This window comes from Flavobacterium sp. S87F.05.LMB.W.Kidney.N, from assembly GCF_004366435.1.
In the GTDB taxonomy this organism is placed as follows: domain Bacteria; phylum Bacteroidota; class Bacteroidia; order Flavobacteriales; family Flavobacteriaceae; genus Flavobacterium.
This window is the reverse complement of sequence record NZ_SODX01000001.1, coordinates 732,579-752,765: the sequence shown is the minus strand read 5'-3', so window position 1 is coordinate 752,765 and position 20,187 is coordinate 732,579. Positions and strand designations below refer to the sequence as shown.

17 protein-coding genes and 2 riboswitches are annotated in these 20,187 nt (G+C 34.2%); of the genes, 1 reads left to right on the top strand and 16 read right to left on the bottom strand.

Translation table 11 applies throughout. From position 1 onward, the window contains the following. From EDB96_RS03330 to EDB96_RS03290, 9 genes are all read right to left on the bottom strand, one after another. Window positions 1–1,005 carry a homocysteine S-methyltransferase family protein gene (locus tag EDB96_RS03330; protein ID WP_134139217.1) on the bottom strand — a complete coding sequence of 335 codons (1,005 nt, stop codon included), beginning with the start codon at window positions 1,003–1,005 and terminating at the stop codon, window positions 1–3. 303 nt (window positions 1,006–1,308) lie between these two features. Further along, a riboswitch (SAM riboswitch) is annotated at window positions 1,309–1,425 on the bottom strand. A 370-nt stretch (window positions 1,426–1,795) separates the two neighbouring features. Then, window positions 1,796–2,848, bottom strand: a complete 1,053-nt coding sequence (locus EDB96_RS03325) for an NAD(P)/FAD-dependent oxidoreductase (protein WP_057117569.1) — start codon at window positions 2,846–2,848, stop codon at window positions 1,796–1,798. Window positions 2,849–2,943: 95 nt separating this feature from the next. Further along, a complete protein-coding gene (locus EDB96_RS03320) occupies window positions 2,944–3,525 on the bottom strand; it encodes a bifunctional precorrin-2 dehydrogenase/sirohydrochlorin ferrochelatase (RefSeq protein ID WP_134139216.1) in 582 nt (193 codons plus the stop codon). A 172-nt stretch (window positions 3,526–3,697) separates the two neighbouring features. Continuing rightward, on the bottom strand, window positions 3,698–4,471 hold the full coding sequence (gene cobA, locus EDB96_RS03315; RefSeq protein WP_134139214.1) for a uroporphyrinogen-III C-methyltransferase: 774 nt from the start codon (window positions 4,469–4,471) through the stop codon (window positions 3,698–3,700). Further along, complete coding sequence (locus EDB96_RS03310) at window positions 4,464–6,554, bottom strand: HEPN domain-containing protein (RefSeq protein ID WP_134139213.1); 2,091 nt, start codon at window positions 6,552–6,554, stop codon at window positions 4,464–4,466. The genes cobA and EDB96_RS03310 overlap by 8 nt, the downstream gene beginning before the upstream one ends. Window positions 6,555–6,714: 160 nt before the next feature. After that, window positions 6,715–7,959, bottom strand: coding sequence for a sulfate adenylyltransferase subunit 1 (locus EDB96_RS03305; RefSeq protein WP_057117573.1), 1,245 nt, complete (start codon window positions 7,957–7,959; stop codon window positions 6,715–6,717). Between the two features lie 143 nt (window positions 7,960–8,102). After that, the gene (cysD, locus tag EDB96_RS03300; protein WP_057117574.1) at window positions 8,103–9,002 is read right to left on the bottom strand and encodes a sulfate adenylyltransferase subunit CysD; all 900 of its coding nucleotides are present in this window, start codon (window positions 9,000–9,002) and stop codon (window positions 8,103–8,105) included. A gap of 152 nt (window positions 9,003–9,154) precedes the next feature. Next, window positions 9,155–9,865, bottom strand: a complete 711-nt coding sequence (locus EDB96_RS03295) for a phosphoadenylyl-sulfate reductase (protein WP_134139212.1) — start codon at window positions 9,863–9,865, stop codon at window positions 9,155–9,157. Window positions 9,866–9,890: 25 nt separating this feature from the next. Then, entirely contained in the window at window positions 9,891–10,778 is an 888-nt protein-coding gene (locus EDB96_RS03290; RefSeq protein ID WP_057117684.1) for a sulfite exporter TauE/SafE family protein, read from the bottom strand. 311 nt (window positions 10,779–11,089) lie between these two features. Between EDB96_RS03290 and EDB96_RS03285 the strand changes: the two genes are divergently transcribed. Then, window positions 11,090–11,872, top strand: a complete 783-nt coding sequence (locus EDB96_RS03285; protein WP_057117576.1) for a sulfite exporter TauE/SafE family protein — start codon at window positions 11,090–11,092, stop codon at window positions 11,870–11,872. 76 nt (window positions 11,873–11,948) lie between these two features. On the opposite strand, the gene EDB96_RS03280 is transcribed toward EDB96_RS03285, so the two are convergent. The 7 genes from EDB96_RS03280 to EDB96_RS03250 all read right to left on the bottom strand — a co-directional run bounded on the left by EDB96_RS03280 (window position 11,949) and on the right by EDB96_RS03250 (window position 20,149). Then, a complete protein-coding gene (locus EDB96_RS03280) occupies window positions 11,949–12,359 on the bottom strand; it encodes an RrF2 family transcriptional regulator (RefSeq protein ID WP_008466594.1) in 411 nt (136 codons plus the stop codon). Window positions 12,360–12,628: 269 nt separating this feature from the next. After that, window positions 12,629–13,801, bottom strand: coding sequence for a trans-sulfuration enzyme family protein (locus EDB96_RS03275; protein WP_134139210.1), 1,173 nt, complete (start codon window positions 13,799–13,801; stop codon window positions 12,629–12,631). Window positions 13,802–13,929: 128 nt separating this feature from the next. Further along, window positions 13,930–14,358, bottom strand: coding sequence for an OsmC family protein (locus EDB96_RS03270; RefSeq protein WP_134139209.1), 429 nt, complete (start codon window positions 14,356–14,358; stop codon window positions 13,930–13,932). 79 nt (window positions 14,359–14,437) lie between these two features. Then, window positions 14,438–16,852 (bottom strand): bifunctional aspartate kinase/homoserine dehydrogenase I, encoded by a 2,415-nt coding sequence (gene thrA, locus EDB96_RS03265; RefSeq protein WP_134139207.1) that lies wholly within the window; start codon window positions 16,850–16,852, stop codon window positions 14,438–14,440. A 1-nt stretch (window position 16,853) separates the two neighbouring features. After that, window positions 16,854–17,837 carry an alpha/beta fold hydrolase gene (locus EDB96_RS03260; protein WP_243839302.1) on the bottom strand — a complete coding sequence of 328 codons (984 nt, stop codon included), beginning with the start codon at window positions 17,835–17,837 and terminating at the stop codon, window positions 16,854–16,856. A gap of 79 nt (window positions 17,838–17,916) precedes the next feature. Beyond that, window positions 17,917–18,024, bottom strand: a riboswitch (SAM riboswitch). A 189-nt stretch (window positions 18,025–18,213) separates the two neighbouring features. Next, a complete protein-coding gene (locus tag EDB96_RS03255) occupies window positions 18,214–18,417 on the bottom strand; it encodes a hypothetical protein (RefSeq protein WP_057117582.1) in 204 nt (67 codons plus the stop codon). Window positions 18,418–19,060: 643 nt separating this feature from the next. Further along, on the bottom strand, window positions 19,061–20,149 hold the full coding sequence (locus EDB96_RS03250) for an aspartate kinase (protein ID WP_057117685.1): 1,089 nt from the start codon (window positions 20,147–20,149) through the stop codon (window positions 19,061–19,063). Window positions 20,150–20,187 lie beyond the last annotated feature (38 nt).

Here is a 20,187-nt window from a genome sequence, read left to right as displayed (position 1 = left end):
TTACGCTAAAACCGGCGCCACTCTTGGCTTATAATCCTTCGCAACCTCAGCCATTAATCTAATATGATCTGGAGTTGTTCCACAGCAACCTCCAATGATATTAATCAAATTGTCCTCTAAATATTCTTTTATAAAAGCCTGAGTCTGCTCTGGCGTTTCATCGTATTGTCCGAATGCGTTTGGCAATCCTGCATTTGGATGTGCCGAAACATTAAAGCTTGTATGTTGCGCTAATGTTTTTAAATATGGTTTCAACAAATCGGCTCCTAAAGCGCAATTGAATCCTACACTCAATAACGGAATATGCGAAACTGAAATCAAAAATGCTTCAACTGTCTGTCCAGAAAGTGTTCTTCCTGAAGCATCTGTAATTGTTCCTGAAACCATGATTGGAATATCTAGATTACGTTCTTCTTTTACTTCTTCGATTGCGAAAAGTGCCGCTTTTGCGTTTAATGTGTCAAAAATCGTTTCTACTAAAAGTAAATCGCAACCACCATCCATTAACGCTTCAACTTGTTCTTTGTACGCAATTCGCAAATCGTCAAACGTTACGGCTCTGTAACCCGGATCGTTTACGTCTGGAGACATACTAGCCGTACGGTTTGTTGGGCCAATTGAACCAGCAACGAAACGTGGTTTTTCTGGATTTTTTGCGGTAAACTCATCGGCTACTTGTCTTGCAATTTTTGCTGATTCATAGTTTAGCTCGTAAACCAAATCTTCCATGTGATAATCGGCCATACCGATTGTCGTTCCTGAAAAGGTATTGGTTTCTACGATATCTGCACCAGCTTCGTAATAAGCAGCGTGCACATCGCGGATCGCCTGTGGTTGTGTTAAGGATAATAAATCGTTGTTTCCTTTTAATGGATGTGGAAAATCTTTGAAACGCTCTCCTCTAAAATCTTCTTCGGAGAAATTATAGCGCTGCAACATTGTTCCCATTGCTCCGTCAAGGATTAGGATATTTTTCTTTATTGCTTCTTGTATCGTAATTGCCATATCTTTTTTTCTTTAGCTTCTAAGATACTGAGGTTCTAAGATGCTAAGTTTTTTTATTATGATTGTGAAGTTTAACCTTCGATATTTTTTTCACACTAATTCCAAAAGTGCAATATTGCATGCTAATTAGCCCCGATGGAAGCAAATATCCTTTTATTCTGGGGTTCAGAATAAAAGATATTTGTGTACAGCGGGAACTATTGACTGCAAAAATGCGCCAATGGTTCGCTCCTGATACAGAATCTGTTTCAGTAATTATTGTAAGTTGTCAGGAAAAGTTTGAGAAATACGAGTTATGTATTTGTGTTATCTATCTTTAATACTGGAAAATGTCGTATAAAGTAGAATTTAGCACCTTCTTTATGATAAAGGGTTGCTAAGGTTTCATTGGGTCTATCCCTCCGCCTTTCGTGATAACTAACAGTAATTTTAAGAACAGTGCAAAGGTATGAAATAGGCTTTCGATTTGCAAATGTTTTTTTCTAAGGTTCTGAGAGGCTAAGTCGCTAAGGTTCTAAGTTTTTCTTTTAGGATTTTTAATTTAAACAATCGAGCTCCAGAGGAGCGCAATATTTATAGAAAACAATTTACCAACTCAACAAAAGCTCCAGCGGAGCGACATATATTTCGCTCCGCTGGAGCTTTATTCATGAAATGCGCATTTCTTATCTACAAATATTTCATCCCTCTGGGATTTTTTATGTCAATAAAAAAGCCCAAACTAAAAGTTTGAGCTTTTCTATATAAAGAATCTTAGTCCCTTAGAACCTTAGTATCTTAGCACCTCCAATTAAACTATCGCCTTAACAACTGCTTTTGGAGCTTCTTTACGAGTTCCGTCGAAACCGTCTACACCAGAAACTGTTGTATATTTTAATACATACTTTTTACCTGGATTGATGATTCCGTAAGCAGCTTGACACATTAAAGTTGCTTCGTGGAATCCGCAAAGGATTAATTTTAATTTTCCTGGATATGTGTTTACGTCTCCAATGGCAAAGATTCCCGGGATATTTGTCTGGTAATCTAGTGCATTGTTTACTTTGATTGCATTTTTTTCGATTTCTAATCCCCAGTCGCCAATTGGACCTAATTTTGGAGTTAATCCGAAAAGTGGAATGAAATAATCACACTCGATTTTACGGTGTGCTCCGTTTTCTTCGATATCTAATGATTCAACGTGTTCAGCTCCATTGATTCCGATAACTTCTGCAGGCGTAATTAATTTAATTTTTCCAGCGGATTTTAATTCCTGTACTTTTTCTACAGAATCTAAAGCTCCTCTAAATTCGTTTCTTCTGTGAATTAAAGTTACTTCTGAAGCTACATTTGCCAAGAAAATACTCCAGTCTAGTGCTGAATCTCCTCCTCCTGCAATTACTACTCTTTTATCTCTGAATTTCTCTGGATTTTTGATGAAGTATTTAACTCCTTTATCTTCATAAAACTCGATATCTTCAATAAGTGGTTTACGAGGCTCAAAACTTCCTAAACCTCCTGCGATTGCGATAACTGGCGCGTGAAATTTAGTTCCTTTGTTTGACGTTACAATGAAACTTCCGTCTTCTTGTTTTTCGATTGTTTCTGCACGCTCACCTAATGTAAAACCTGGCTCAAACTGTTTAATTTGCTCCATTAATCCATCAACTAGATCTCCCGCCAATACTTCTGGAAATCCTGGAATATCATAAATTGGTTTCTTTGGATATAATTCTGAAAGCTGTCCTCCTGGTTGAGGCAGAGCATCTAAAATGTGGCATTTTAATTTTAATAATCCTGCCTCGAATACGGCAAATAAACCTGTTGGGCCTGCTCCAATTATAAGTATATCTGTTTTAATCATTATGTTGTTGTTTATAATCATTCTTAATAGTGCAAAGAAACGAATAATTTATTCTACTGACAATGATTTTTATCATTCATTTCTAAGCGATATTTTTACTCTCTATTTTTGAGTGAAGCGGTGATTTCATTCATCTTCTTCACTTTTTCTTCAAAATTGCCTTTTAAGGTTCTCCTGTATTCATTTAGGTTTTCTACCATTTGATTAATATCGTCGGGAATTATTTCTTCGAAAAATTCTCTTAGCCTTTTGGCAGTTGTCGGCGATTTTCCATTGGTCGAAATGGCGATTTTTACATTTCCTTTCGTTACGATGCCACCTAAATAATAATCACATAAGTCCGGCGTATCGGCGATATTGCAAATCAAATAACGCTTTCTAGATAAATCGTATATTCTTTTATTGACTTTTAAATCGTCTGTACAGGCAATTACCATGTGACGTTTTTTGAGCATTTTCTTTTTGAACTTTGCTTCCGTCAATTTAATTGATGGATGCCTTTCTGCTAAAATTTTAATTTCTAAATGAAAATCGGGCGCTACAACCTCAACATTTGCATTTGGACTCGATTTTAACAAAAAAGAAAGTTTTTCCAGACCTACATTTCCGCCTCCCACAATCAATACATTTAAATTGTGAAGTTTTAGAAATATTGGATATAATTCGTTTTGTTCCATGTTAATCATTTTTCATCTATTCAAAATTAGATGATTTACCCATCAAATGTTCCTAACGGCACATTTTATTGGGAACATTTTTTATTCTACCGATGAAATGTTCCTAACGGAACAATCTCTTCACGTACATTCGGTTAAAAACGGATGCTCCAATGTTGATTCCTGCGAAATTTTATCTTGTGATTTCTTTTGATAGAAATTCTTCGTAAAATCCTTTTAATTTGTTGCTTTCGCGGACAACTTCTCCAAGAACAATAATTGCTGGTGAACCTAATTCTTTTTGTTTTACAACTTCTAAAATCGAATCAACTGTTCCTACGCCAACTTTTTCTTCTGCTGTTGTTCCGTTTTGGATGATGGCAACTGGTAAATTTCCTTTGTTTTCTTTTTGAAACAAATCGATAATTTGAGGTAATTTGTGCATTCCCATCAAGATCACAACTGTTGCAGAAGATTGTGCTGCCAAAGCAACATCTGCAGATAATTTTCTATCTGAAGTTGTTCCTGTAATAGCCCAAAAGCTTTCTGAAACGCCGCGTTTTGTAATCGAAATTCCTTGACTTGCAGGAACTGCAACTACCGATGAAATCCCTGGAACAACGATTGTTTCAATTCCGAAACTTTCTGCAAAATCAATTTCTTCGCCGCCTCTTCCAAAAATAAAAGGATCTCCGCCTTTTAATCGGACTACATTTCCGTAAGTCAAAGCGTTATCAACAATCAATTGATTAATTTGATCTTGCGTGTAAGCATGATTTCCGATTCTTTTGCCAACAAAAATCTTGATTGTATTTTTAGGCGCATAATCCAGAATTTCTTCATTGGCCAAAGCGTCATATAAAACCACGTTGGCTTCAGCCAATGCTTTTACAGCTTTCAGCGTAAGTAGATCAGGATCACCCGGACCTGCACCGACTAAAGTTATTTTGGGTTTTATATTAAGCATTTGCTAATTCTTGAGCTCTGAAAGTTTCAATTTTATCAAAGAAAACTACTGCCTGAGCAATGTAATCTTTAGCGAAAGCTTCAGAAGGTTCATTTTTATTGATTTGGTAAACCAAATCTTTAAAAGTTGAGTTTAATTCTATTTTATTTTTTTCAATAAAAACGGTATCAAATAAGTCTACAATTCCTGCGTGATTATTTGTTTTTTCGTTTTCAGACAATAACAAAGCTTTTGCTCCATTTACAAATCCTGCATAAGCATGATAAATAGCATCTGACCATTTTTTCTCGTCGAAAGATTCTTGAGCCAATAGTAATTTCTCTTTAGCTTCAAACAATAAAGTTGCTACTAAATCGATCACTACTCCCGCACATTCTCCAACTCCAACTGCTTTTACGTAATTGTCTGCATTACCCCAATCTACAAAATCAGCTTCTGTTAAATTGGTAACATCTGCGAAAGGTTTTAGAATTTCATAGAAATATTTCTCTCCTTTTGCATCATAATAATTCAAGAATTTTTCTCCGTTTGCATTCGCATCATAATCATTTAAAATGGTACGCAATGCATCTGGCCCTCTGCGGCTTGGAATTTTAATTACTTTATCAGCAAAACGTCCTTCTCCGTTTCCTAATCTTCCTCCGCCTAATAAAACCTGTAGAGCCGGAGCTACCAGTTTCCCTGAATTAATAGACATCCCTTGGAACCCAATTGCAGACATATTGTGTTGTCCGCAGGCATTCATACAACCTGAGATTTTAATTTCGATTTCGCGGTTGTTTAAATACTGAGGATATTCGGCATTTAAAACTCTTTCTAATTCTTCTGCAATACCGGTACTACTTGCAATCCCCAAATTACAAGTATCAGTACCCGGACATGCCGTAATATCTCCTGTAGAATTATATCCTAAATGAACAAAGTCCAATTTGGCTAATTCCTGATAAAAGAAAGGAAGATTCTCTTCTTTTACGTGACGTATTACAATATTTTGACGCAATGAAAAACGTAATTCGTTTGCTGCGTAATTTTTAATTAAAGCCGCTAATAATCTTGCCTTATCAGTATAAAAATCTCCTAGTAAAACTTTGATACCAATGGCATAATAACCTTCTTGTTTCTGCTTAATTACATTCGATTTTTTCCATGCTTCATAAGCTGCAGTATCTTCGATTGTAACTTGTGGAGCTTCAAATAATGGTTCTGGAATTGGACCTTCAAAAGCGGTTGTATCAATTTCATACGTTTCAAAAGCAATGGCTTTTTTCTCTTTTTCAACCAAATCAAGAAAAACATCTTTTCCTATTTCTTTAATTAAGAATTTCATACGCGCTTTCATTCTTTTAGCACGCTCACCATATCTGTCAAAAATACGGATGATCCCTTCTGCTGTTGGAATGATTTCATTTACTGGAACAAACTCTGAAAGTAATTCAGCATGTGCTGGCTGAGATCCTAAACCTCCCCCAAACATGATTTTAAAACCTTTTTGTCCGTCTTTAATTTTCGGAATAAATCCTAAATCGTGTAAATAACTCAAAGCGGTATCTTCGTCTGAAGAAGAGAACGAAATTTTGAATTTACGTCCCATTTCCTGACAGATTGGGTTTCTTAACAGATATTGAAAAAGTCCGTGTGCATAAGGCGAAACATCAAATGGTTCATTTACATCTACACCAGCCAATTCGCTTCCTGTAATATTTCTAACGGTGTTTCCACAAGCTTCACGAAGTGTGATATCGTCTTTAGCCAAATCTGCCCAAAGCTCTGGTGTTCTGTCTAAACTTACGTAGTGAATCTGGATATCCTGACGCGTTGTAATGTGTAAACGTCCAGTAGAATACTCATCTGAAACTTGTGTAATACGCACTAATTGCTCGCTGGTAACTTTTCCATAAGGCAATTTGATACGGATCATCTGAACGCCTTCCTGACGCTGTCCGTAAATACCACGCGCTAAACGAAGACTACGAAAACGCTCATCATCAATTTTTCCTCCACGGAATAAATGAATCTTTTTTTCTAATTCGATAATCTCTCTTTGAACTATCGGATTTTCTATTTCTGTTCTAAAACTTTCCATTTCTTTTACGCTTTAGGCTTTAGGCTATACGCTTTAAGCTTTATTAACTTTGTGTTTTTTTTGCTTTAGGCATTAAGCAATAAGCTTTAGGCTCTTGCATACCTTTTTATACATCTTTTGCTAAAAGCTTATTGCCTAAAGCTTATAGCTTACAGCAGGTTTACCTGATAAATCCTACTCCTGCTGTTGTGTTTGTCGCTGTATCAATTAAGATAAAAGCTCCGTTTGATTTGTTTTCATTATAAGAATCAAAATATAACGGTTTGCTTAATTTAATGCTTACTTCTCCAATTTCGTTAATGGCTAATTGTGAAGCTTCAGTCGTTCCTGAATAATCAGTTGCAATTGTATTTTTAATACTTTCTACTTTTGCCAAAACTCTATTCGTATTATGCTGTACTAAATACTTTGTTCCTGGAACCAGTTTTTTACTATCCATCCAGCAAACTGTCGTCGTAATATCTTTTTCAATTTTTGGAAGTTCATCTGATTTTACAATCATATCTCCTCTCGTTACATTGATATCATTTTCTAATTCGATTGTAATCGATGAACCTGCAACAGCTTCATCAAATGTTTTATCGAAAAAGTGAATTTTAGATACTTTTGATTCGGTTAAAGAAGGAAGAACCGTTACAGCATCTCCAACTTTAATTGAGTTCCCGTATAATTTTCCGGCATAACCTCTAAAATCGTGGTATTCTTCTGTTTTTGGACGAATCACAGTCTGAACTGGGAAACGCGCTTTTCCAGCTTCAAAAACATCAGAAGCATGTAATCCTTCCAAATGTTCTAAAACAGTTTGCCCATCGTACCAAGGCATATTTTCTGATTTGTCAACCACGTTTCCACCGTTGATTGCGCTTAAGGGAATATAACTTACGTTTTGTTCCTTAAAAGTACTTTTTGCATTTAATGCCTGAAAATCCGCTTTGATTTTATTGAAAACTTCTTCTGAGTAATCCACTAAATCCATTTTGTTGATGGCAACAATTACCTCTTTTACTCTCAATAAATTATTGATAAAAAAGTGTCGGTATGTCTGCTCGATAACGCCTTTTCTAGCATCGATTAAAATAATAGAAACCTGAGAAGTAGAAGCTCCTGTAACCATGTTTCTGGTATATTCTACGTGACCTGGAGTATCGGCAATAATGTAACTTTTCTTTGCAGTCGAAAAATAAATATGCGCAACGTCAATTGTAATTCCTTGTTCTCTTTCTGCTACTAAACCGTCTGTCGCTAACGAAAAATCAAGATAATCATAACCTTTTTGTCTGCTGCTTTTCTCGATTGCTTCAATTTTATCTGTAGTCAATGATTTTGTATCGTACAATAATCTTCCGATCAAAGTACTTTTTCCGTCATCTACACTTCCTGCTGTTGCTATTTTTAAAACGTCCATTCTAATATTTTTGTTTCAGGTTTAAAGTTTCAGGTTTCATGTTCTCTCGAAACTTAAATCTGTATGTTTTTGTTTTTTTTGATTCTACTTTTAAATTTCGTTCCTAATTGCATTTACAATTAACAATTCATAATTAACAATTATTAAAAGTATCCCTGTTGTTTTCTCTTTTCCATTGCAGCTTCAGAACGTTTGTCATCTATTCTGGCTCCTCTTTCAGAAATTGTTGATGATCTGATTTCACCCACAACTTCTTCAATTGTTGCGGCATAAGATTCAACAGCAGCTGTACAACTCATATCTCCAACGGTTCTGAAACGAACAATTCGTTCTTCGATTTGTTCGTCTTCTTCCTGATACACAAAAGGAGAATGCGACCAGATTAAACCGTCTCTCAAAAAAACTTTTCTTTTATGTGAAAAATAGATTGATGGAATCTCGATTTGTTCTTTTTCGATATAACTCCAAACATCCAATTCTGTCCAGTTTGAAATTGGGAAAACACGAACGTTTTGTCCATTTTCTATTTTTCCATTTAAAATATCAAACAATTCTGGTCTTTGATTTTTTTCGTCCCATTGTCCGAAATCATCACGAACTGAGAAAATACGTTCTTTAGCTCTAGCTTTTTCTTCATCACGACGTGCGCCTCCAATACAAGCATCAAACTTAAATTCTTCAATTGCATCTAAAAGTGTTGTAGTCTGCAAACTGTTACGGCTTGAATATTTACCAGTTTCCTCAACCACTTTTCCTTCATCAATAGCATCCTGAACATTACGAACGATTAGTTCTAAACCTAATTCCTCAACCAATTTATCTCTGAAAGCAATTGTCTCAGGAAAATTGTGCCCCGTATCAACGTGTAATAGAGGAAACGGAATTTTTGCAGGAAAAAATGCTTTTTGCGCTAAACGCACCAACGTGATAGAATCTTTTCCTCCTGAGAAAAGTAAAACCGGTTTGTCAAACTGTGAAATTACTTCTCTGAAAATGTATATTGCTTCACTCTCTAAAGCGTTTGTTTTTAATACTGAACTCATTGTTTTTTTGTTTGATATTTTGTTGTGAAAATTTTGTTTCAGGTTTAAAGTTTCAAGTTTTTAACCTGATCTAAAATCTTCACTCTTTACTCTATAATCTATTTTCTATTCTCTAAAAAAAGTCTTGCCTCTTGCTTCTTTCTTCTAAAACTCTACTCTTTCTTAGCACTATGAAGCCCACACTCCTTATGGCTAGATTCCCACCACCATCTTCCGGCTCTGATATCTTCACCAGGAAAAATTGCTCTTGTACAAGGCGCACATCCAATACTTACGAAACCTTGTTTGTGTAAAGCATTTTGCGGTACATTGTTTTCTTGAAGATAAATTTCAACTTCTTCTAAAGTCCATTTTAAAAGCGGATTGAATTTTATGATTTCGAAGTTTCCATCGTACTCAAACAAGTTTAAATCTTGTCTGTTTTCTGACTGCTCAGCTCTTAAACCTGTAATCCAAACTGAATTTCCTGCCAAAGCTTTTCTTAACGGAACCACTTTTCGAATAAAACAGCATTCTTTTCTGTTTTCAACTGAATCGTAAAAGCTGTTTGGTCCTTTTGTTTTCAGAAGATTTTCTACTGAAGCAGCTTCTGGAAAAAAAACTTCGATTGGTCTTTTATACTTTTTTAAAGTTTTGTGAAAAACGTCGTAAGTTTCTTGAAACAATCTTCCGGTGTCTAAAGTAAAAACCGTAATATCAGTATTGCTTTTTGCAATAAAATCTGTAATTACCTGATCTTCCTGACCAAAAGATGTTGAGAAAATTACTTTTCCCGGAAATTCTTTTGCTAAAAAAACTAAGGTTTCGTCAAGCGAAAGATCTTTAGTTTTTTCTAATAATTCTTGTACAATAATCGCACTCATAATCTCTTTCTCCCTATCTAAAGAATTATAATAATTTAGATAATGTTTTTAAACTCAATAATATAATTAGAACTCCAACCGCAATCATCATTGGTTTTCTTTTAATTTTGTTTACCAAATATGCTGCTAACGGCGCTGCAATAACTCCTCCTAAAATCAATCCGATGATTACCTGCCATCCGTGGATGCCTCCAAAAAGCATGAACGTAATGCCGCTTGCAAATGAAATTGCAAACTCAGCTGCATTAACCGAACCAATTGTATATCTCGGATTTCTTCCTCTTCCTAATAATGTTGAAGTTACGATTGGCCCCCAGCCTCCGCCTCCAACTGAATCCATGAAACCACCAAAAGCGGCCAAAGCACTTAATTTTTTAGTTTTCTTCTTTACAATTGTTTTTTTCAATGCTTTTCTAATGATTACAATCGCTAAAACAATCATGTAAACTGCAATAAATGGCTTAATAATATCACCGTTAATTATGTCCGACAATAAGTAAGCTCCTGTAATTGAACCTAAAACACCTGGAATCAATAAATGTTTTACCAGTTTTTTATTGATATTCCCAAATCGGTGGTGTGAAAGTGCCGATGCTCCCGTTGTAAACATTTCTGAAACGTGTACCGCAGTACTGCTCACCACTGGCGGAACTCCATAAGCCAATAAAAATGATGTTGAAGTTGCTCCGTAACCCATTCCTAAAGTTCCGTCTACCAATTGAGCAAAAACTCCAATGGCAAAAAACACTAAAAATTCTTCATTAAATCCTTCAACAAATCCATTCCACGAAAACTCAGCATGATGATTGTATATTAACACGGTTAATAAACCTACTAACAAAACAACAGGAATTCCAATCCAAAGCTTTTCTTTTAAAGAATCGGCCGTATTTATTTTCAGTTCTTTTTCCATATTAAAAATAATTCTTTTTGTTTTCAAAACCTATTACCCTATCGGGTTAATAGATTACTTTGCAAAAATAATACTTATTTCTAAAATACAAAGTAATATTTTTATTTTTTTAAGCCATAATTACTAATTCATTGCATTCTAAAAGAGGTATTTAGAACTTTGCTTGAATAATTTCACAAATAATGCTATTTTACAAGATATTCAAACATTATAAGCATCCAAAAAACTTGTATATTAAATACGTTTTTCAATCTCTACAATATCTATAGGATAATTATAAAAATGTCGTATTTTAGCGCCAAATTTTTTTTATGGATTTTCAGATTGGTCTTGTAATCGCAGGTTTAGTAGTTGGATTTATAGTTGGATTAACAGGTGTTGGAGGTGGTTCTTTAATGACCCCAATTTTATTATATTTCAATATTCCTCCTACAACAGCTGTAGGAACAGATCTGTTATATGCCGCTTTTACGAAAGCTGGCGGAATATTTGTACACAATAAAAAAGGAAATATAAACTGGAAAATTACAGGATGGCTGACATTAGGAAGTGTTCCCGCTGCTTTAGTAACGTTGTGGATACTCAACAGTATTAAAACAGATATTGAAACGATAAATCGTGTAATTAAGTACAGTTTAGGCTGGGCATTATTGTTTACTTCTGTTGCTATTATATTTAAAAATAGAATTTTAAAGTTTTCTCAGAAACATGCCGGCGATAAATTTCACAGCGAAAGCCATACTCAAAATATGCTGACTGTTGGCATTGGAGTATTATTGGGAGCGACTGTAACTTTAACTTCTATTGGAGCTGGCGCTTTAGGAACTGTAACTTTGTTTTTCCTTTATCCGCTTTTACCAACTCCTCGATTGGTAGGAACTGAAATTGCTCACGCTGTTCCATTGACTTTAGTTGCTGGAATCGGACATGCTTCTATGGGAAATTTAGATTTAGCGCTTTTAGGCCAATTATTAATGGGATCTCTTCCAGGTATTTATATTGGAAGCAGTTTAAGCGGGAAAGTTCCTGATTTATTTTTGAGAAATGCGATTGCTGTAATGCTTTTTCTAGCGGGATATAAATTGATTTTTTAGAACTGTAATACTCAACATAAAAAATGACCATTTTAGAATTGTAAAATGGTCATTTTTTATTTTTAAAAAGAAAATTCTAAAAAGCAATATCTGCTAAAGAATTACTTTCTAATATTTTAAGTGTATTATCTCTAACTTCTGTCATTAAACGCCTAGCGGCACAAGTAGATTCATCATCGCAATCATCACATCTTTCGTAGAAATTATGACTCGCGCATGGTAATAATGCAATTGGCCCTTCTAGAATTCGGTAGACTTTTGCCATGCTGATATCTTTAGGGTCTTTGATCAGGTAATAACCGCCGCCCTTTCCTTTTTTAGCTCCAAGAAAACCAGAGTTTCTTAAAAGCAATAAAATACTTTCTAAAAATTTAATCGAAATATGTTCACTTTTCGCAATTTCAGCAATTTGTACAGGTTCGTTATTTTCTCTCCTGGCTAAATATGTAAGAGCTTTAATTCCGTATTTTGTTTTCTTTGAAAGCACTAATGTATAATTTTAGATTGTAGAATTTAGATTTGGGATATTCAGATCAAACTCTTACAAATTATTAAACAACAAAAATATGCTTTTTGTTTGAACTATCACAAAAGAATAAAGTTAAATTCTACTAATTCTATCAAATTACTTCGTTAATTTATTTCTTTGAATGACAAAAATATGATTTTAAGAAAACATAATCAAAAAAGACGATTTCAACTGTATTAAATTTACAGCTAAAAATCGTCTTTACTATTTGAAATTGAAATATATAATTAAGCTAATGCTTGTTTCAAATCTGCAATTACATCTTCTACAGTTTCTAAACCTACGGAAACACGAACAAGACCTTGCGTGATTCCAACCGCTAATTGATCTTCTTCGGATAATTTACTGTGTGTTGTAGAAGCTGGATGCGTTACAATTGTTCTGGTATCTCCAATATTTGCAGACAATGAACAAAGTTGTATCGAATTCAAGAATTTTCTTCCTGCTTCAATTCCACCTTTAATTTCAAATGCGATGATGTTCCCGCCAGCTTTCATTTGCTTTTTTGCAATTTCATATTGCGGATGCGATTTCAAAAACGGATATTTTACGCTGTTTACATTTGGATGACTTTCTAAAAACTCAGCTACTTTTAAAGCATTTTCGCAGTGTCTGTCCACACGAACTGCCAATGTTTCTAAACTTTTTGATAAAACCCAAGCATTAAATGGCGATAAAGCTGGACCTGTATTTCTAGAGAACAAATATATCTGTCTGATTAATTCTGCATCTCCAACAGTTACTCCGCCTAAAACTCGTCCTTGTCCGTCAATTAATTTTGTTGCTGAATGGATAACCAAATGTGCTCCAAATTTAATTGGCTGCTGTAAATAAGGTGTTGCAAAACAGTTGTCTATAATTAAAATCAAGTTGTGTTTTTTTGCAATATCTCCTAATAATTGTAAATCAATAACATCAACACCAGGATTTGTTGGTGATTCGGCGTATAATATTTTGGTGTTTGGTTTAATAAAACTCTCGATTGTTTCTGGCTTATTGATCTCAAAATATGAAGTTTCGATATTCCATTTTGGAAAATAAGTCATAAACAAAGCGTGAGTAGAACCAAAAACACTGCTTGCAGAAACAATATGATCTCCAGAGTTTAATAATGCAGCAAAAGTAGAATATACTGCTGCCATTCCCGTTGCAAAAGCATAACCAGAATCTGCACCTTCCATTTTGCAGATCTTATCCACAAATTCTGATGTGTTTGGATTACTGAAACGGCTGTAAATATTTCTTTCTTTTTCTTCTGTGAAAGAAGCGCGCATATCCTCTGCATCTTCAAATACGAAACTTGACGATAAATACAATGGCACCGAATGCTCTAAATACTGTGATCTTTCTAATTGTGTTCTTATGGCTTGTGTTTCAAAACCAAATTCTTCTTTATTCATTGTGTTGTTTTTTGTTTTTTTTGAAAAACTATTTCGCAAAGATTCACAAAGTGAACACTAAGTTTCGCAAAATATTTTTCCTTTTCAGCTAACTGAGAATTATCTAATTCTCAAATTGACTAATTTAATTAACGTAATTCTTCGTTGTTTAAAACGACTTTATATTTAATAGTTGCTGTTGGCTCAACTGTTTTGGCAACCGAACAGTATTTCTCGAAAGAAAGCTGTGCTGCCTTTTTTGCTTTTTCAGGATTGATTTCTCCTTCTAAATAAAAAACCACATCGATTTCTTTAAAAGGTTTTGCTTCTTCGATTTGAACTCTTGTTCCTTCAACCTCAGCATTAAAAGAAGTGATTTCCTGACGCTGCTTCTTTAAAATTGAAATCATATCAATTGCACTGCACCCTGCAACGCCCATTAGCACTAACTCCATTGGACTTGCACCTAAATCGCTTCCGCCAAATTCGGCTCTGCTGTCAACGTCAACTATATGTCCGCGTTCATTTTTTAGTTTAAAATGAAATGCGTCATTTACTCTGTTTAAAGTTACTTTCATTGTGTTGTTATTTTTTTTGTTTTGTTATAGCCTTGTAAATCTAAAATCTCAAGTCTAAAATCTGCAATCTAAAATCGTATTACCCTTTATCCGACAATCTCAAAATATCTCCGAAAACTCCTCTTGCCGTTACCGCAGAACCTGCACCAGCTCCTTGAATCACAATTGGACGATCTCCGTAAGATTCTGTGTAAATTTCAAAGAAAGAATCAGAACCTTTTAGTCCGCCTAAGGCTGTATCCGAAGGTACTGAAACTAATTTAACTTCTAGATTTCCTTTGTCATTTTGTAAATCACCAGACAATTCGCCGATATATCTTAGTACATGATTTGGCTGTTGGTCTGCTTTTATTTTAGCGTAAATCGGATCAAATTCTTTTAATTTCGTCAAGAAATCAGCTGCACTTCCTTCACGTAAATGCTCTGGAATAAGATTCTGAATAGAAATTTCTTCAAATTCGTTTTGTAAATCTAATTCTCTAGCCAAAATCAATAATTTTCTTCCAACGTCATTGCCGCATAAATCCTCACGCGGATCTGGTTCTGTGTATCCGTTATCAATTGCTTCCTGCAAGATTTCGCTGAAAGGAACATCTTTTGCAGAGAAATTATTGAATAAATAACTCAATGTTCCTGAGAAAACACCTTTAATTTTTGTGATATTTTCTCCCGAAAGATGCAGTAATTTAATGGTATCAATTAACGGTAAACCTGCACCCACATTGGTTTCGTATAAATAATTCTTTTGGTTTTCTGCCAAAGATTTTCTCAATTCTTTATAAAAACCATAGCTTAATGTATTCGCTACTTTATTCGAAGAAATCAAATCGAAACTGCTTTCTACAAGCGGAATATAGTTTTCTACGAAAGGCGCACTTGCCGTGTTATCGATCGCAATTAAGTTTTCTAAATGGTGTTCATTCGCGTAAGCAATAATATCTTTTATAGTGTATGCTTCGCCTTTTGTTTCGATTTCATTTTTCCAGTTTGCAGTTACACCATATTTATTTAAAAGCAGCTTTTTTGAATTTGCAATAGCAAAAACATTCAGCTTAACGTCTTTACGTTTTTCAATTGCTGCAGCCGATTCTAAAATTTGATTGATTAAAGTCCCCCCTACTAACCCGTGGCCAAAAATCGCGATGTTTATTTTCTTAGAAACACCAAAGATTTCCCCGTGAATTACGTTTAAAGCTTTGTTTAATTCTTCTTTTTTAACAACCAAACTCACGTTTTTACCCGTTACGGTGTTGTTAAACAAAATCGGAACAATTTTATTTTTGATTAAGGCTGTATATGGTTTGTGGAATGTACTTAAATCCTGTCCGATAATCGAAATTACCGATACATTGTCTGTAACTGTAATTTGGTTTACGTCTTTCGAATAAAAGTCATTTTCGAACTCTTTTTCTAATTCTACAACTGCAGTTGTCGCTTTATCTGTTGCTACAACTAAGCCAATTCCTCTTTCTGAAGATCCTTGCGAAATAATACTCACACTAATATTATGATCGCCCATTACCTTAAAAATACGGGCATCTACTCCTGCCTTTCCAAGTAATCCGCGTCCTTCAAGGTTAACAAGAGAAACATTTTCCAAAACAGAAAGTGTTTTAATTCCTTCTTTAGCAGAATCGGATGTAATTAAGGTTCCGCGGTTTTCGTGATTGAAAGTATTTAAAATACGAAGCGGAATATTTTTTTCTAATAACGGAATTATCGTTTTGGCGTGCAGAATTGTTGCTCCAAAATTAGCCAGCTCATTTGCTTCGTTAAAAGACAAATATTCGATTTTTTTAGCATCTGCAACTAAATCTGGATTTGCCGTGTAGATTCCGTCTACGTGTGTAAAGTTTTGAAGTTCTTCGGCATTTAAATAATTCGCAATTAACGAAGCGGTATAGTTACTGCCGTTTCTACCTAAAGTAGTTGTGTCGTTGTTGTTGTTGGAACCAATGAAGCCTGTAACTATATTAACCGTTTCGCCGTTATGTTCTTTAAAATAATTTACTACGTTTTTCTTTGAAAGCTGTTCTAGAGGCTGTGCATCACCAAATTTAGAATCGGTTTTCAGCAATTCTCTTGAATCTACAAAATTCGCTGGAATTCCTTTTTCTATCAAAATAGCGGTCAATAATTTAGCCGAAAGCAATTCTCCTTTTGATAGAATCTGATCTTTGATTTTTTTACTGTAATCGCCAATTAGACTTACACCTTCAAAAAGTTTGTCTAAAACATTAAATTCCTCAGATAAATCTACATGCGGATAATCTGATATTTGATATTTTTTAAAATTCTCTAATAATTCTTTATAACTGCCATTTTTAGCAGCAATGCTTAAAATAAATTCTAATTCATCTGTTGCGTTTCCGCGTGCAGAAACTACAACGGTAATTTTTTCACCTTGATTTACCTTATCCGAAATGATTGAAACAACTTTGTTAAGTCCTTCTCCGTTTGCTAATGATTTACCTCCAAATTTTAATACTTTCATTTTATTTTTTTATTGTTTCTGCCTTAAAAATGTCGGCAAGTAAATGATCTAATTGTTTGTACTCGATTAAAAAAGCGTCATGTCCGTGAACCGAATCAATTTCGCTGTAGAAAACATTGTCTTTAAATTTCTTCAATTCTTCGTAGGTTTCTACGTTTTCTTTTGCTGTAAAAAACAAATCCGAATTAATTCCTACTATATGAATTGATGCATTTGATTGTGACAGTAAGTTTTCAAAACTTTCACTATTTCTAGTAATATCAATTGTTTTAAGCAGCTGATTCATTAATTTATAAGAAGCTAACTGAAATCTATGCTGCAATTTTTTTCCGTGATGCGCCAGCCAGCTTTCGATATTAAAAATCAAAAGATCTTGATTGATGGTACGCTGAAATTTTTCTTTGAATGATTCTGGCGAACGATAACACAGCATGGCGTGTATTCTCGCATCTTCGATTGGTTTTGAAGAATTATTAAGAATTTGTTCTTGCAGGAAACAATTGGCAATAAGCCAGTCTGTCGATTTCCAATCGCTTGCAATCGGGATAAGGTGTTCTGTGATATTTGGTTCTAAAGCTAAGATTTCCCAAGCAATTCCGCCTCCAACTGAGCCTCCAATTATGGCATAAAGCTTTTCAATATTTAAAGCTTTTAGTCCTTCAATAAAAATTCGGGCAATGTCTCTGGCAGTAAAATCTAGATAATTTTCGATTAGGAAAGAATTGCTTCCGTTTCCTGGAATATCAAACGCTAAAATGGTATAGACAGCAGTATCAATGGTTTTACCTTCACCAATTAAGTTATTCCACCAGCCATTCTCGCCAGTAACTTGGGCGTTTCCTGTCAAGGCATGATTTACCAAAACAATAGGCGCACTATGCAAAGGCTGACCATCAATAGTAAAACTTAAAGGCAGTGTATGATAAAGCGCACCATTTTCTGTGGTGAAATTTTGTATGCTAATAGGGTTTGGTATATTTTCCAATTTCAAATCTGTTGTATTATCTGATTTGTATCTGGAAATATTAGAAAGAAAAAACTAGTATAAACTAGAAAAATTCTTGTTGTTATCTTTCCACGTTGGGCGTGGTAGAATGCAGCACCTTCTTCGAATTAACGAAGGGTTGCTAAGGATTCATCGGGTCTAATCCCTCGTCCTTTCTTTATAACATTTCAATACTTTTTTGAACTTAACGAGTGCAAATTAACTACTAATTTCTTTAACAAACAAATTTTATCGAAACTGTTTGCTAAATTTCATAAACATATTGCAGCAAAAACTATTATACGCAAAAATTTACCGAACAGAAATGCCCAGTAAAATTAAGCAGGCCGAAGCCTATTTTGCGATGCTTTTTAATTTAGATAAAAAGCGTTTCATTTTCTTTTGAATACATCAAAAACAACAAAGAATTTGGTGTTATTTTTTCGGTATTTTTATCCGTTTCAGTAATTCCGAACCTTGGGTGAGCCAATTCGTTTGCTGGCGGCGGCGGATTATTTCTTTTCGTTCTTTTGTTTTTCAAAGTAGAAATCGTTTTTGCTAAGTAGTTCAATGTGCTCATGATATTAAGTTTTAGTTTAGTTGCGTTTTATAATCTTTATTTCTTTTTTATGTTTATGTTAAATCGCTTTCAGGAATAAAAAAACCCTTTTGGAATTTCAGATACCAAAAGGGTTAAGTTTTTTAAACTCATTTATTCTTTTAGTATCAACAGACGTTCACGCAAATAAGCGCGACAGCAAACATCTTGTTCATCTGTAAGGATTTATTCATCTGTGATTTATATTGTATTTTATTTAAATTCTGCATTTTTGTGTAAAATTAAAAAGCCTCCCAATATGTTTTGGGAGGCTTTACTATATATTGTATTCTTACAATTTTTTAAGCAATAGACAACCCAGCCTCGGTTATAACCGAAATGGCGCAAAACATTTTGTTGACTTTTAAGTTCATTTGATTGTAGTAGTTTTTGGGTATAACAAATATGCAACTATTATTTTTATTAAACAAATAAAATTCAAGAATTTAATTACAAAATACGTTAAAAAGTGATTTTTTTACGTCGAAAAACATCTTACAAAAATAATTTACAGAAAAAGACTATAAAAAATTGATCAATAAGCAGTTTTAAAGCTTTCTAAACTTCCTTAACGAATCAGTTTATCAAAGAACATTAGTTATATTTTTTATTTTCTACGAAGTTTTTAAGACCAAACGGCCTCTTTATTTCTAATTCTTTCCGCTACTTTCAAAATATCGGTTATAATTCCTCTCGAAATTGCCTGTTTGCACGGCGGTGCACTTTGGATTACAATTGGAACCTGTGCGTAAGATTGTGTATAGATTTCAAAAATGGTATCCGAGCCCTTTAATTGTCCAATTGCAGAATGTGCAGGTTCTGAAATCAATTTGACTTCCAGCTTATTTTTCTCAAAATCAAATTCGCCCACATAACGAAGTACATGATTATCAGACTGTGTTATTTTTGCTATTTTAAATGATTTGTCAACTGCTTCTTTATTCAGCACTCCATTTTGTTCCAGATGATTTTCTGTAATAAAAGGATGTATTTGAATATCTGAGAAATTGAAATCTTTGCCAACTTCTCTGGCCAATATTAGAAGTTTTCTTGCCGTGTCGTTTCCAGATAAATCTTCCTTGAATGTTGATTTCATTAATCCCAAAAGACTTGCATCTTTTAAAACGGATGAAAACGAAACATCTTCAGAAGAAAATCTATTAAACACGTAACTCAAATTATCTGAAAATACTCCTCGAATCTTGGTGATTTTTTCTCCCGAATAATACAAATCTCTTAAAGTCTGCAAAACCGGAATCCCTGTATCGACAGATGTTTCATACAAAAACTCTTTGTCATACTTTTTAAGATTTGATCGCAGCTCTTTGTACAAGTCTATCGGCAGTGTGTTTGCTTTTTTATTGACAGCCACAATATTAAATCCGTTTTTGATGAGCGTATTATAATGTTTCACCAATTCATCACTGGCTGTTGCATCTACAGCAATCAAGTTTTCGAATTCATTTTCTTTAGCAAATTCAATAATATCTTCTACTTTAAAAGGAACAGCCAATTGTCTAAAATTGGTTTCCCAAGCATAACCAACACCTTCTTTCTCGAAAAAGGCCACTGTAGAATTGGTTATAATAGGAAAATGAAAATCTACGTTTTTACTTTCAAGAAAAAAGTCCTGACTTTCAATAATCTGATTAATCAAAGTACTTCCGATATTTCCAATTCCAAAAAGGATAATGTTTATTTTAAGCTTTGACATAATTTCTACTATTTTGTTTTTTAGCCATATAAGTGATA

What these genes read in the sequence shown, in the direction of transcription:
- EDB96_RS03330 (WP_134139217.1), bottom strand. Translation starts at nt 1,005, where the DNA reads ATGGCAATTACGATACAAGAAGCAATAAAGAAAAATATCCTAATCCTT.
- EDB96_RS03325 (WP_057117569.1), bottom strand. Translation starts at nt 2,848, where the DNA reads ATGATTAAAACAGATATACTTATAATTGGAGCAGGCCCAACAGGTTTA.
- EDB96_RS03320 (WP_134139216.1), bottom strand. Translation starts at nt 3,525, where the DNA reads ATGGAACAAAACGAATTATATCCAATATTTCTAAAACTTCACAATTTA.
- cobA (WP_134139214.1), bottom strand. Translation starts at nt 4,471, where the DNA reads ATGCTTAATATAAAACCCAAAATAACTTTAGTCGGTGCAGGTCCGGGT.
- EDB96_RS03310 (WP_134139213.1), bottom strand. Translation starts at nt 6,554, where the DNA reads ATGGAAAGTTTTAGAACAGAAATAGAAAATCCGATAGTTCAAAGAGAG.
- EDB96_RS03305 (WP_057117573.1), bottom strand. Translation starts at nt 7,959, where the DNA reads ATGGACGTTTTAAAAATAGCAACAGCAGGAAGTGTAGATGACGGAAAA.
- cysD (WP_057117574.1), bottom strand. Translation starts at nt 9,002, where the DNA reads ATGAGTTCAGTATTAAAAACAAACGCTTTAGAGAGTGAAGCAATATAC.
- EDB96_RS03295 (WP_134139212.1), bottom strand. Translation starts at nt 9,865, where the DNA reads ATGAGTGCGATTATTGTACAAGAATTATTAGAAAAAACTAAAGATCTT.
- EDB96_RS03290 (WP_057117684.1), bottom strand. Translation starts at nt 10,778, where the DNA reads ATGGAAAAAGAACTGAAAATAAATACGGCCGATTCTTTAAAAGAAAAG.
- EDB96_RS03285 (WP_057117576.1), top strand. Translation starts at nt 11,090, where the DNA reads ATGGATTTTCAGATTGGTCTTGTAATCGCAGGTTTAGTAGTTGGATTT.
- EDB96_RS03275 (WP_134139210.1), bottom strand. Translation starts at nt 13,801, where the DNA reads ATGAATAAAGAAGAATTTGGTTTTGAAACACAAGCCATAAGAACACAA.
- EDB96_RS03270 (WP_134139209.1), bottom strand. Translation starts at nt 14,358, where the DNA reads ATGAAAGTAACTTTAAACAGAGTAAATGACGCATTTCATTTTAAACTA.
- thrA (WP_134139207.1), bottom strand. Translation starts at nt 16,852, where the DNA reads ATGAAAGTATTAAAATTTGGAGGTAAATCATTAGCAAACGGAGAAGGA.
- EDB96_RS03255 (WP_057117582.1), bottom strand. Translation starts at nt 18,417, where the DNA reads ATGAGCACATTGAACTACTTAGCAAAAACGATTTCTACTTTGAAAAAC.
- EDB96_RS03250 (WP_057117685.1), bottom strand. Translation starts at nt 20,149, where the DNA reads ATGTCAAAGCTTAAAATAAACATTATCCTTTTTGGAATTGGAAATATC.